This window comes from Polaromonas sp. P1_F1 (genome assembly GCF_056405795.1).
In genome coordinates, this window is sequence record NZ_JBFUBJ010000001.1 from 1070465 (window position 1) to 1083108 (window position 12644).

Annotated in this window: 12 protein-coding genes; 10 read left to right on the forward strand and 2 right to left on the reverse strand. The window is 60.6% G+C overall.

What is annotated here, in order from left to right:
- Positions 1 to 23: 23 nt before the first annotated feature.
- Entirely contained in the window at positions 24 to 1364 is a 1341-nt protein-coding gene (gene aptA, locus AC1DZE_RS05160; protein WP_477668738.1) for an omega-aminotransferase AptA, read from the reverse strand.
- Between the two features lie 140 nt (positions 1365 to 1504).
- Here aptA and purU point away from each other — a divergent pair, with 140 nt between their 5' ends.
- The 8 genes from purU to AC1DZE_RS05200 all read left to right on the forward strand — a co-directional run bounded on the left by purU (position 1505) and on the right by AC1DZE_RS05200 (position 10301).
- Complete coding sequence (gene purU / locus AC1DZE_RS05165; RefSeq protein ID WP_477668739.1) at positions 1505 to 2353, forward strand: formyltetrahydrofolate deformylase; 849 nt, start codon at positions 1505 to 1507, stop codon at positions 2351 to 2353.
- A 2-nt stretch (positions 2354 to 2355) separates the two neighbouring features.
- The gene (locus AC1DZE_RS05170) at positions 2356 to 4152 is read left to right on the forward strand and encodes a hypothetical protein (RefSeq protein WP_477699846.1); all 1797 of its coding nucleotides are present in this window, start codon (positions 2356 to 2358) and stop codon (positions 4150 to 4152) included.
- A 58-nt stretch (positions 4153 to 4210) separates the two neighbouring features.
- On the forward strand, positions 4211 to 5104 hold the full coding sequence (locus tag AC1DZE_RS05175) for a LysR substrate-binding domain-containing protein (RefSeq protein ID WP_477668741.1): 894 nt from the start codon (positions 4211 to 4213) through the stop codon (positions 5102 to 5104).
- Between the two features lie 265 nt (positions 5105 to 5369).
- Positions 5370 to 6155: a carbonic anhydrase family protein gene (locus AC1DZE_RS05180; protein WP_477699847.1), complete on the forward strand. Its 786-nt coding sequence runs from the start codon at positions 5370 to 5372 to the stop codon at positions 6153 to 6155.
- Positions 6156 to 6276: 121 nt separating this feature from the next.
- Positions 6277 to 7779 (forward strand): FAD-linked oxidase C-terminal domain-containing protein, encoded by a 1503-nt coding sequence (locus tag AC1DZE_RS05185; RefSeq protein ID WP_477699848.1) that lies wholly within the window; start codon positions 6277 to 6279, stop codon positions 7777 to 7779.
- Between the two features lie 58 nt (positions 7780 to 7837).
- Complete coding sequence (locus AC1DZE_RS05190) at positions 7838 to 9118, forward strand: serine hydrolase domain-containing protein (protein WP_477699849.1); 1281 nt, start codon at positions 7838 to 7840, stop codon at positions 9116 to 9118.
- A 93-nt stretch (positions 9119 to 9211) separates the two neighbouring features.
- Complete coding sequence (locus AC1DZE_RS05195) at positions 9212 to 9583, forward strand: CidA/LrgA family protein (RefSeq protein ID WP_477673850.1); 372 nt, start codon at positions 9212 to 9214, stop codon at positions 9581 to 9583.
- Positions 9576 to 10301 (forward strand): LrgB family protein, encoded by a 726-nt coding sequence (locus AC1DZE_RS05200; RefSeq protein WP_477668746.1) that lies wholly within the window; start codon positions 9576 to 9578, stop codon positions 10299 to 10301. The genes AC1DZE_RS05195 and AC1DZE_RS05200 overlap by 8 nt, the downstream gene beginning before the upstream one ends.
- 116 nt (positions 10302 to 10417) lie before the next feature.
- Here the strand turns inward: AC1DZE_RS05200 and AC1DZE_RS05205 are convergent, their stop codons facing one another.
- Positions 10418 to 10981: a bactofilin family protein gene (locus AC1DZE_RS05205; protein WP_477668747.1), complete on the reverse strand. Its 564-nt coding sequence runs from the start codon at positions 10979 to 10981 to the stop codon at positions 10418 to 10420.
- A gap of 322 nt (positions 10982 to 11303) precedes the next feature.
- Here AC1DZE_RS05205 and AC1DZE_RS05210 point away from each other — a divergent pair, with 322 nt between their 5' ends.
- Positions 11304 to 11882 (forward strand): methylated-DNA--[protein]-cysteine S-methyltransferase, encoded by a 579-nt coding sequence (locus AC1DZE_RS05210; protein ID WP_477699850.1) that lies wholly within the window; start codon positions 11304 to 11306, stop codon positions 11880 to 11882.
- 40 nt (positions 11883 to 11922) lie between these two features.
- Positions 11923 to 12627, forward strand: coding sequence for a glutathione S-transferase family protein (locus AC1DZE_RS05215; protein WP_477668749.1), 705 nt, complete (start codon positions 11923 to 11925; stop codon positions 12625 to 12627).
- The last annotated feature ends 17 nt before the right edge of the window (positions 12628 to 12644 follow it).

The following is a 12644-nucleotide window of genomic DNA, read 5'->3' on the forward strand; positions in this document are numbered from 1 at the left end:
TTTTGGGGCTCGGCTGGCGGAAATCAGGTGTTTTTGCGGATGGCGTCGGCAACCACATTGACGATGCGGTCGATATGTTCTTTTTCGACGATGTAGGGTGGACAGACCACGATGTTGTCAGCCGCCGGCCTCACCAGCACACCGTTGTGGAAGCAGTCCATGAAGATGTCATACGCGCGCTTGCCCGGCACACCCGTCACCGGCGCCAGCTCGACCGCGCCGGCCAGTCCCAGGCTGCGAATACCGATCACATTGGGCAGGCCCTTCAGGCCGCTGTGCATCGCGTCGCCCAATACCTTGCCCATCTGGCCGGCACGTTCATACAGCTGTTCTTCCTTGAACAGCTCCAGCGTCGCAATTGCGGCCGCGCAAGCGACCGGGTGGCCGGAGTAGGTATAGCCGTGAAAGAACTCCACGGCATGCTCGGGCGCACCGGCATTGGCATTCATCATGCCGTCATAGATGCGGTCGGAGCAGATCACACCACCCAGCGGGATGACACCGTTGGTCACGCATTTGGCGAAGTTGAGCATGTCGGGCACCACACCGTAATAGTCTGCCCCGAAACCGGTGCCCAGGCGGCCGAAGCCCGTGATGACTTCATCAAAAATCAGCAGGATGCCGTGCTTGTCGCAAATTTCGCGCAGCCGTTTCAGGTAGCCCTTGGGCGGGAGGTACCATCCGGCGCTTCCTGATACCGGCTCGACGATGACGGCAGCCACGTTGCTCGGGTCGTGCAGCGGCAGGATGCGATTTTCCAGTTCCAGCAGCAGGTCTTCCTGCCACACGGGCTCAGCACCGTTGATGTAGGCATGATTGACCGGGTCATGGATGAAGCGCATGTGGTCCACGCGAGGCAACAGCGCGGCGCCATACACCTTGCGGTTGGCCGGAATGCCGCCCACGCTCATGCCGCCGAAACCAACGCCGTGGTAACCCTTTTCACGGCCGATGAATACATTGCGGTGGCCTTCGCCCCGCGCACGGTGGTAAGCCAGCGCGACCTTCAACGACGTGTCCGCGGCCTCCGAACCCGAATTACAGAACAGCACCTTGTTGAGGTCACCTGGCGCCATGCCAGCAATGATCTCGGCGGCCTTGAAGGCCTGATCGTTGCTGGCCTGGAAAGCGGTCGCGTAGTCCAGCGTATCGAGCTGCTTCTTGATGGCTTCGTTGATGGGCTTTCGGTTGTGGCCGGCGCCCACGCACCACAGGCTGGAAATACCGTCGATCACCTGGCGCCCGTCGTGCGTCGTGAAATGCATGCCGTCTGCGGCCACAAACACGCGCGGGTCTTTTTTGAAGCTGCGGTTGGGCGTGAACGGGAGCCATTGGTGCTCCATGTTGAAATTCTGGTAGGCCATGGTGGTTTCCTGCGTCGAAAGGTGTGAAGCTGGGATAGCAGCGCTTGATCTTGCATTCTGGCACTCTTGCCGCCGCCCTGCACCTTCAATTGCCCGCCGGCCGGGCAGACACAGTCTTCACCTGCGACAATTCACCCCCTATGAATCACGCTTATATCCTGACCTTGTCCTGCCCGGACCGTATGGGCATTGTTCACGCGGTCTCTGGTTTCCTGTTGCAGAACGGCGGCAATATTGAAGAAGCCGCGCAATACAACGACCATGACACCGGACTCTTCTTCATGCGGGTTCAGTTTGCCTGCGACCAGCTGACCCAGGAAGAACTGAAGACGCAACTCGAAGCATTCGCCTCACCTTTCAGCATGAAGTGGAAACTTCACTCGACAGAAGCGGCCATGCGTACCGTGATCATGGTTAGCCGCGACGGCCATTGCCTCAACGACCTGCTGTTTCGCTGGAAGTCCGGCATGGTGCCGCTGGATGTGCGCGCCATCATCAGCAACCACCGTGACTTTTACCAGCTGGCGGCAAGCTACAACGTTCCTTTTCACCACATCCCGGTGACGGCAGCCACCAAGGCGCAGGTCGAAGCAAAGCAACTTGAGATCATCGAGGCAGAGGGTGCCGAACTGGTCGTGCTGGCGCGCTACATGCAGGTGCTCAGCAACGAGATGTGCGGATCACTCTCAGGGCGTGCCATCAACATCCACCACAGCATGCTTCCGAGCTTCAAGGGCGCGAGGCCGTATTACCAGGCGCATGAACGCGGCGTGAAAGTGATCGGTGCGACGGCGCACTATGTCACGGCCGACCTTGATGAAGGCCCGATCATCGAACAGGATGTCACCCGGGTCGATCACAAGGACACCGTCGAGCACCTGACCGCCCGCGGCAAGGACACCGAAAGCCGCGTGCTGGCACGCGCTGTCAAATGGCACAGCGAGCACCGTGTGCTTTTGAACGGCCATAAGACCGTTATTTTTAAATAGATATGAACAAGCCTGATATGAACAAGCCTGCTCGCTCAACAGATAGAAAACACGCATCATCCGCTGTTACCACGGCGTCATGGTGGTTCGGTATCGCGTTTTTGTGTGCCGTTCTGTCTTTGCGGCCCGTCGAAGATGCCGATATCTGGTTTCAACTGCTTGCCGGTCGTTATGCGCTGGAACACGGCGCAGTACCTCATCAGGAGTTTTTTCTCTATACCGCTGCCGGCGCGCCCCAGCTCTTCGGCGGCTGGGGCTTCGGTTTGCTCGCAGAGCTCGCCGTCAGGCTAGGGGGATGGGTCAGCCTGAGTGTCTTTAACGCGGTGCTGTGGGCTGCGACCCTTTGCTTGGGACTATTCGCTGCGCAGCGAGCCGCCAACAACGGCATGCAGGCACGCTACGAGGTTGACCTGAACCAGATGGCGGCCATGGCTTTGGCGCTGCTGATTGTCTACCCCACGTTCCTGCACCGCTCGCAGATACGCGCAGAAGTTACGCTCTACCTTTCGTGGATGGCAGCCACGCTCTTGTTTGAAAGCTGCCGCCATCCTGCCCGCATCCGCCGGGCACTGTTCGCCTTTCCCCTGTTGTGTCTAGCGTTGGCGTGGGTTCACACCACGGTGCTGCTGATGCTGCCTCTTTTGGCCGCTTATGCACTCCGTCGATGGCAAGACAGGCATGAGCACGCCATATCCCGCAACGAGGCGGTGTGCTGGGCAATTTGCGGGCTGGCGAGCGTGGCGCTGCCGCTGCTGAACCCCAATGGGGCACAACAGGTGTTTTCGCAGTTTTTTGTCTGGCAAGACATGCAGGATGGAGGCAGTATTGCGGCGGAGAGGATAGCCATACGTGAATACTTGCCGCTATGGGATCCCAGCTCGCGTTTTCTCTGGCCGTCTGCCGCTGTTCTCGCGATGGGCACGGCAGTCTGGTTCCTCACTGCGGGGCCGGCAAGATTGTCCGGCCTTGTTGTCATTGCACCCATGGCCATCATGGCCATACAGCATCGCCGGGGTCTCGGCCTTTGGGCCATGGCCCTTCTGGTCCCCCTGGCAATAAGCCTCCTCACCACATTCAGGCAGGCATCCCAGCGCAAACCAATGCGTTTGCCAATGGGCGCGTTGACCGCTCTCAGCATGCTGGCGATGCTGGTCGCGGTGGTTCCGACAAGGTATTCGGGATGGGGCATGACAGACGTAGGATTGCGTGCCATCGAAGCAGTCAAATTGATTGGACGAGTACTGCCTGACGGGGGGAACATCTGGATGCTCGACACATACGCGCCACAGGTCCCATATCTGCTTGGGGACAAGTACAAGGTCGGCTACGCGGGCCACATGATTTATCGTCATTCTTCGGCAACGACTCATTACGTCAACATACTGAGTGCGGCTGATGGTTGGGAAAAAGAACTATCCACCCATAACGTAAAAGTCATCGGCGTACCTGCTCTGCAGCTTCCGAAAGCCGCGCTTCTACCTCTTGCGACCAGTCTCGCCTTCAATCCGCGCTGGCAACTGATATTCGCGGACTGGCAATTGCTTGTTTTTCTAAAGCGCGGTGCCTCGGAGATCGCGCAACCTCGGGAACAATGGGCGCAAGCCACAGCTTTCGTCGCCGTCGCCCTTGAATTGGCTAACGCGTCGGAAGTCCTTGCACCCGATCCGAAAAAGCGGGCACTGATTGCACGCCTGGAGCAACAGCAGACTGTACTGCGAAGCGTGAAGGACCAGCCCGAGCGGCTGGATTGGGCCGCAATGGACAGAATTGGAAACCCGGCAGGCTCGGCCGACAAATGAAGTACAGAACATCGGTGATTCCCGTTGGCACATGACATCTGAAAGACCAGAGCGTCATATGACTGCAAGAATCCCACCCATTCAATGCCTGCTGACCTTCGAGGCGCTGGCGCGGCTGCGCAGCGTGACGCAGGCGGCCGAGGAGCTTTGCGTCACGCCCAGCGCGGTCAGTCACCGCGTCAAGCAGCTGGAGCAAATCATCGGCACCAAGCTGTTTGGCCGTGCCGATTTTTCACTGACCACCGAAGGCAGCGAATATCTGGCGCATGTGCGCGAAGGTCTGGCCACACTGCAGAAATTTCCCGGTGCGGCCGGGCAAAGCGCCGCCCCCGGCAAGCGCAAGTTACGGCTGGCGGTCACGCCCACGTTCGCACGCTCCATCCTGATTCCACGCCTGCGCCAGTTCACCGATGCCTATCCTGAAATCGACCTGACGCTGCAGGTGTCCATCCCCCTGCTGGACGTGGTGGCCGAGGATGCCGACCTCATCGTGCGCTTTGGCACAGGCCGCTATGCGGACCTGGAGCACGTCTGCCTCAGCAAGGACGAAGTCGCGCCGCTCGCCTCACCGGCTTTTGTGCGCGAACACGGCCCCTTTGAGGCGGCTGAGGATCTCGAAGGCGAAAGCCTGTTGCGCTCGCCGCTGGAGCCCTGGCGTACGTGGTTTGCCGCCCACAAACTTGATTGGCCCGAACCCACCGACGGCTCCCAGTTCAACGACATCGGCCTGATGTGCGATGCCGCCGCGGCCGGCATGGGCATCGCGTTGATACGTCTCAAGCTGGGCGCGCCCTGGCTGGAGAACGGCTCGCTGGTGCGGCTGGGCAGCAACGAAGTGTTCGCCGGTAATATCCCCAGCCCGCACGCACATTACCTATGCTGGCGCACCGGCACCATGGACCGCTGGGAATGCGCGGCTTTTGCCGACTGGCTGCGCAAAAGCCTGGGTTAGGGCCCCAAGGCATGTTACGAGAAGGCCGCCGTTCGGCGTTGCAAAGCCTTGACGGGGCCCCTGGGCTTTGCGCCTTGCTCAAGGCCTTTGACATGCAACGCATCCTGCATAAACAAATAGCACTAACAGGTCCTGACGCCGTCCGATAAGTGGTTTTGCGTCCGTACCGGCTCATGCCTATGATGAGCTGGTAGTGACACCGGGTGAGCGCCCGGCCGGCTGCACATAGTCAAAAAAACCAACCTGTTCAACGAGGGAAAATCTTATGAGGAAAAATCAATTGGCCGTCGGCGTGGCCGGCGTCCTGCTCTCCATGCTCGCCCTGTCGTCTGCGGTTCATGCAGAGGGTAAGGCGGCCGCGGCCAAGGCCGTCAAACCCGGCACCTTCTGCCCCATCCAGGACGCCAAGGAGTGCCAGGCCGCCGTGACGCCCGTGCAAATCCTGTCGCGCTTCAAGGCTGGCAATACGCGTTTCGTTTCCGGCAAGCCGCGCCACCAAAACTATCTCAAGGAAATGAAGGCCACCGCGGACGGCCAGTTCCCACTGGCCAGCGTGGTGTCGTGCATTGATTCGCGCGCACCGGCCGAGATTGTGTTTGACCAGGGCATAGGTGACCTTTTCAACGCACGCGTGGCAGGCAACATCGTCAACGAAGACATCCTGGGCAGCCTGGAATTCGCGCACAAAGTCATGGGCGCCAAACTGCTGGTGGTGATGGGCCACACCAGCTGCGGTGCCATCAAGGGTGCTTGCGACGACGCCCAATTGGGCAACCTGACGGGACTCATCGGCAAGATCAAGCCGGCCGCGAACCTGGTGTCCGCCGACATCAAGGATCGCACGTCCAAGAACTATGCCTTTGTCGAGATGGTGGCGGAGAGCAATGTGCATCTCACAGTGGAAACGATTCGCGAGAAGAGCCCCATCCTGCGCGAAATGGAGCAAAAGGGAGAAATCCTGATCGTGGGGGCCATGTACGACGTGAAGACGGGCAAGGTCAAGTTTTACGACACGCCCGGCGCCAGCAAGGCTCCGGGAACGAAGTCCTGAATCTCTTCCCGTTTTGGACGGATTCTGGCGGCCGGCATTTCACACCCGGCATTAAATTTCTTCAACCCGGCCGCCGCCGCTTGCCCTACAGTCTGGTTTCAACCCCGGAGCCAGACAGTCCATGAACACCCCCGCCTCGCTCGAACAGCAAAGCCAGCTTGAACGCTCGGAGCGGCAGTCGCAGGTCGTGCGCGCGCTGCAGGCGGTGTTGCCGGCCCATGCCCTGCTGTGGAACAACGAAGACACCACACCTTACGAGTGCGACGGCCTGACCGCCTACCGCCAGCGGCCGCTGGTTGTGGCTTTGCCCGAGACCTATGACCAGGTGCAGGCCGTGCTCAAGAGCTGCCATGCGCTGGAAGTACCAGTGGTTGCGCGCGGCGCCGGCACAGGGCTTTCCGGCGGTGCCATGCCGCACAAGCTGGGCGTCACGCTATCGCTGGCCAAGTTCAACAAGATTCTCAAGCTCGACGCCGCCAGCCGCACGGCCGTGGTGCAAGGCGGCGTGCGCAACCTTGCGATCTCCGAGGCGGCCGCGCCGCTGGGTCTTTATTACGCGCCCGACCCTTCCAGCCAGATCGCCTGCACCATAGGCGGCAACGTGGCCGAGAACTCGGGCGGCGTGCACTGCCTCAAGTACGGGCTGACGGTACACAACGTGCTCAAGGTCAGAGGCTTCACAATCGAAGGCGAAGAGGTCGAGTTCGGCAGCGACGCGCTGGATGCCGCCGGCTACGATCTGCTGAGCGTCATCATCGGAAGCGAAGGCATGCTGGCCGTCACGACCGAAGTGACCGTCAAGCTGGTGCCCAGGCCGATTCTTGCACGCTGCATCATGGCCAGCTTTGACGACTTGCGCAAAGCCGGCGATGCCGTTGCCGCGGTGATTGCAGCCGGCATCATTCCCGCCGGGCTGGAGATGATGGACAAGCCCATGACGGCCGCGGTGGAAGACTTTGTGCATGCGGGCTACGACCTGAGCGCGGCCGCGATTTTGCTGTGCGAAAGCGACGGCACGCCAGAGGAAGTTGAAGAAGAAATCGGCCACATGACCGACGTGCTGCGCCGCTGTGGCGCCACGGCCATTGCGGTGAGCCAGGACGAGGCTGAACGCCTGCGCTTCTGGAGTGGCCGAAAAAACGCCTTCCCCGCATCGGGACGCATCAGCCCCGACTACATGTGCATGGACTCCACCATCCCGCGCAAGCGGCTGGCCGACATCTTGCTGGCTATCGCAGAGATGGAAAAGAAATACCAGCTGCGCTGCGCCAACGTGTTCCACGCGGGCGACGGCAACCTGCACCCCTTGATCCTGTTTGATGCCAACGACCCCGATCAATTGCACCGCTGCGAACTCTTCGGTGCAGACATTCTGGAAACCAGTGTCGCGATGGGCGGCACCGTGACGGGCGAACACGGCGTGGGCGTGGAAAAGCTCAACTCCATGTGCGTGCAGTTCTCCGCCGAGGAAAACGGGCAGATGTTCGGTGTCAAACGCGCGTTCGACAGCAAAGGCCTGCTCAACCCAGGCAAGGTGATCCCAACGCTGAACCGCTGCGCCGAATACGGAAAAATGCTGGTTCGGGGCGGGCAGATCAAGCATCCCGATTTACCGCGCTTTTAGGCGAAAAGAGCAACCGCATGGCCACCTCGTAGACTGCGCGGCCACCCACCGGCAACAAATGCATACGACACCGCTCAGCATTTTTTCCACCATGCACCGCCAGATATCTCGCGGGCTGGCCGGCGTCTTGCTGGCATTCGTCCCGCAGTGGGGCTGGTGTCTTGAGGTGGGGCAGTCACTGCCGCACCTCGAGCCCTTCGACAGGGCCATGCAGGAAGTCATGAAAAAACACGATGTCCCGGGCGCCAGCCTGGCCGTAGCCAAGGACGGGAAGCTGCTCCTTGCCAAAGGCTACGGTTATGCCGACAGGGACAAGCAGGAAGCCATGACGCCGCAAACCCTGTTCCGCATGGGAAGCATCAACAAGACCTTGACGGCGGTCATGGTGCTCAAGCTGGCAGAGGATGGAAAGCTGAAACTGGACGACCCGGTGCTGCCCTTCTTCGAGAAAGCCGGGATAGCGCCCGCCGCCCCCGCTGACCTGCGCGTCAGGGACATCAGCATCCGGCACCTGCTTCAGCATTCAGGCGGGTTCGATCGGGAGCGCTCTGGTGATCCGTTTTTTCAGCCCCGGCTCAGGGACGTTGCCCGCCGGCAAGGCGTTGCGCCCGTTACCTGCGATGCGATCATCCGGGATTCCCTGCAGGACAAGCTGGATTTCACACCCGGCGAGCGCTTCGCCTATTCCAATACCGGTTACTGCATGCTCGGAAGGGTTGTGGAAATCGTCACCGGCGAATCCTACCGCGCCTTCAGCAGCCGGGAGTTTCTGATGCCGTCCACCGGCAAAGGCTTTCAGGCTGCAAGCAGCACCGAGAGCCGGCAGGGCGAGACGAAGTACTACGCGTATCCCGGAGAACCGCTGCAGCGGGGCGCACCGGGTGTTACGAACGCGAATGTACCCAGTCCTTACGGCTCCTACTCCATCGAAAACATGGACGCACTGGGCGCCTGGATTGCAACGCCAACAGATGTGCTGAAGTTTTTCCTGGCGATCGACGGCGCACGGGGGAAACGCCTTCTGAATGAGGAGTCATTGCAAACCATGCGCAGCGAGCCGATGCTGGAAAAAGACGGCAATCCGCGCAGCTTTTATGCGGCAGGCATTCACGTCGTCAGGAGTGACAAGGGCGATAACTGGTGGCACACAGGCAGCCAGCCGGGCCTGCAGACCCTGGCACTTCGGACCCGGCAAGGCTATGCATGGGTGGTGGCCTTCAATTCCAGGCCGGACCCATCCGGGCGCCGCGCCTTCTTCAAAGACATCGACCAGGCCCTGTGGGGCGCGGCGAATGCGGTGCGGGAGTGGCCGCAAGGGGATCTTTTTGCCAGTCCTTGAACTTTCCAGGGTGGGTCTTGCCATGACCACTCCGGCAATTCCGTTCGACCCCATCGCTTCGAGAGTGCGCTCATCTCCCGTGGAAACCATGCCATGACAGCGTTGCGGGGTTTGGCCTGGTTACTCGTCTTTCAGTCCGCTGGGGAACTTCTTTCTCGCGGCTTTTCCCTGCCGTTTCCTGGCCCCGTGATTGGCATGGTTCTGCTTCTGCTGGGCCTCCAGTCAGATACGGTGCGCACCCCTGTGGCAGTGTGCGCAGACTTCCTGCTTTCGCACCTTTCGTTACTCTTTGTACCTGTCGGCGTCGGGGTGATGACCCATCTTTCACTGGTCAGCCAGTACGGCGCACGCATGTTGCTGGTCGTGGTGGCGTCCACTTTGGCGGGTTTGCTCGTGACCGTACTGATGCTGCACCTGCTGCGGGACCGCAGCGACACCCCTCCTCCGGACCCTCCACATGCCTAAATTTGTGGAGTTATGGGTCTACCTGTCGGCCACACCCCTGTTTGGCTTGACCGCGACGCTGGTGGTGTATGTGCTCGCGCAAGCCGTTTACGCTCGTCTCGGACAAGCGCCCTGGGCCAATCCTGTGTTGTGGACGGTTGTCTGCCTGGCCGGCACCCTGCTGGCCACCGGCGTGCCTTACCCCACCTATTTTGCGGGCGCCCAGTTCATCCATTTCCTGCTCGGCCCTGCGGTGGTGGCACTGGCATGGCCACTGTGGTTGCGGCGCGAAGAACTGCGCAGGCGCTGGGGCCGGCTGCTGCTTGCGGCCCTGGCCGGCGGTGCCGCGGCCAGCGGGTCGGCATTGTTGCTGGGATGGGCCGTAGGCTTGCCCATCGAAGTTACCCTGTCGCTAGCGCCCAAGTCTGTCACCGCACCGGTCGCCATGGGTATTGCGGAAAGGATCGGCGGAATCCCTGCGCTGGCGGCAGTGTTTGCGGTGGTCACCGGCCTCGTCGGTGCGCTCAGCGGCAAATACCTGTTTGACGCCTTGCGAATTCCCGTGGACGCTGCGGGCTGGGCCGCGCGTGGTTTTGCGCTGGGCACGGCATCTCACGGGCTGGGCGCCGCGAGAGCCTTGCAGGTCAATGCCGACGCGGGCGCTTACGCCGGGTTGGCGCTGGGCCTGCAGGTGGTTCTGGCGTCTGCACTGATACCGCTGGCGTTCCGGTGGCTGTAGTAGCCCGAACCGCAAACACGAAAACTCCGCATCACCTTCCTGCCGCGAGCAGCAGGGAAGTGATGTGGAGGTTTCGGTAGCGCGTCAGAAATGCGCCTGTTGTTGCTTTAAGTCTCCTACACCGCCTGCAAACCTGGTTTGACCACGCTCGCCGGCTTGGCCGCAGCCAGCGCACCGAACAGGATCTCGCCTGAAAGCTGGCCGCCTTCTTCAATCACCAGCTTGCCGTAGCGGATGATGCCCGTGACTTTTCCTGTCGAGTAAATCACCAGTTTCTGCCGCACTGTAAGGTTGCCGTTGAATTCGCCACGGATTTCCGCCACATCGATTTCTGCGGAGCCCTTGAACGCACCCTGCTCGGCAATCTGGATCACTCGCGAATCCATGGTGGCTTCCACCAGGCCTTCGACCACCAGCGTATCGCAGTCCGTGATCTCCACGCCCTTGAGTTTGATGTTCGGGCCGACCGTCAACTTGCTGCCGCCTTCTTTTACCGTGCCGACAGGTGCTTCATTGACCGCCTTGGCGGTGTTTTGCTGGTTCACATTTGTGGACGACGCTCCCGACTGCAGCGCGCCGGAAGCACTGGACGTACCCGTGGTCCCATAGCCATTTCCCGGGCCATGACGCAAGCCCGTTGGTGTCTCGTTTTCTCGCTTGCCAAAGAACGGTGTTGCCATTGTGAGTTCCTTCAAAAAGAACGCATGGTACGTCTGCAGAAAATTAAAAGCTTCAGCTGTATGCAAGATAGGTAACGAAATTAATTCTTACATTCCCTTGTTTGCATTCGCCCTGCGGCAATAACAACAGGCTCCATGTGCGCCTATGTACGGCTGGCGATACATGAGGAAAACTCCGTCCAATTGGCACCCGAAACCTGCCCGCTTTGTATCGGCACGATGATTTTTTGACGTGGCATTGGCCGCGGTTCGCAGTGCCGATCTTCCCCTGTCGAAATGTCTCAAACCTCAGATACTGGTCGCGTGTAGCATGTCGGATACCATGACCGCAGACAGTGAATTTCACGCCTTCGCACTTTTTGGCACTGCCGTTGGGCAGTGCGCGCTGGTGTGGAACGCACACGGGATTGCAGCCGTGCGGCTGCCCGAAACATCGGAGAGCCGCATGCTGTCCCGTTTGCACAGGGAGTTTGCGCAGCTGGCTCCTGCCACGCCGCCGCACGACATGCAATTGGCCATACATGCCATGACAGCCCTGCTGGCGGGTGAGGCCCGTGACTTGCGCTTTTGCACACTGGACCTGCGTCACGTCCCCTCTTTCAACCGCCGGGTGTACGCGATTGCGCAGGAGATTCTTCCAGGCAAGACCCGCACGTACGGCGACATCGCCACCGAGCTTGGCGAACCCGGCTCAGCGCGTGCCGTGGGTCAGGCGCTGGGGCACAATCCGTTTCCCATCGTCGTGCCCTGTCACCGCGTTCTGGCGGCTGGCGCGCAGTCGGGCGGCTTTTCCGCGCCTGGCGGCGTCTCGACCAAGCTGCGCATGCTACTGATTGAAGGTGCCGAGATCGGCGGCGCACCCGGTCTGTTTGACCGTGAGCCGCCGCCCTCCACGTCATAGTCATTGAACAAACGCCCATCACCACGAAACTCACCCACCCATGCCGCACACCTCTACAGAGAAAACGCCCGCGATTCGTCTCTATTCAGCCCGCCTCAGCATGTTCGGCGCCAAGGTGCAGATCGCTGCGTTTGAAAAAGGCATACCGCTCGATATCGTCATGGTGCCCTTCACGCAGACCGAGGGCTACTCACCCAAGCACCCGGAGGTCGTGCGAATCAACCCAAAAAAGCAGGTGCCCGTACTGATCAACGGCGACCTGGAGCTGTTTGACTCGACGCAGATTCTGGAATACCTTGAAGACCTGCAGCCCCAGCCCGCGCTGTGGCCGGCCGGCATCGCCGCCCGCGCCCGCGCGCGCCAGATGGAGCACATGTCGGACGAGGTTTACTTTCCTCACATCATCCGGCTCATGGGCCTGCAGCACAGCCTGGACGATCCGCAAGCGGTCGCCGCGATTGATAGTGCGCGGGCCTTCTACACGCGGCTTGAAAATCTCCTGCAAGGGCGGGAGTTCGTGATGGAGAGCTTCTCATTTGCCGATATCGCCCTGTACGTGGCGATGCTGTTTGGCGAACGTCTGGGCGCGCCTCTCACACCGGCCACACCGTTGCTGCTGGCATGGCGCGACAGGATGAGTGCGCGGCCTTCGGTGCAGAGCGCGGTGATCCCCATGGCGAAATACCTGTTGTCGGACGGCAGGCCTTTGCCTGCCTTCATGGCCGAAATGCTGCAAGTGGCCTGACACCAGGACCCACACCC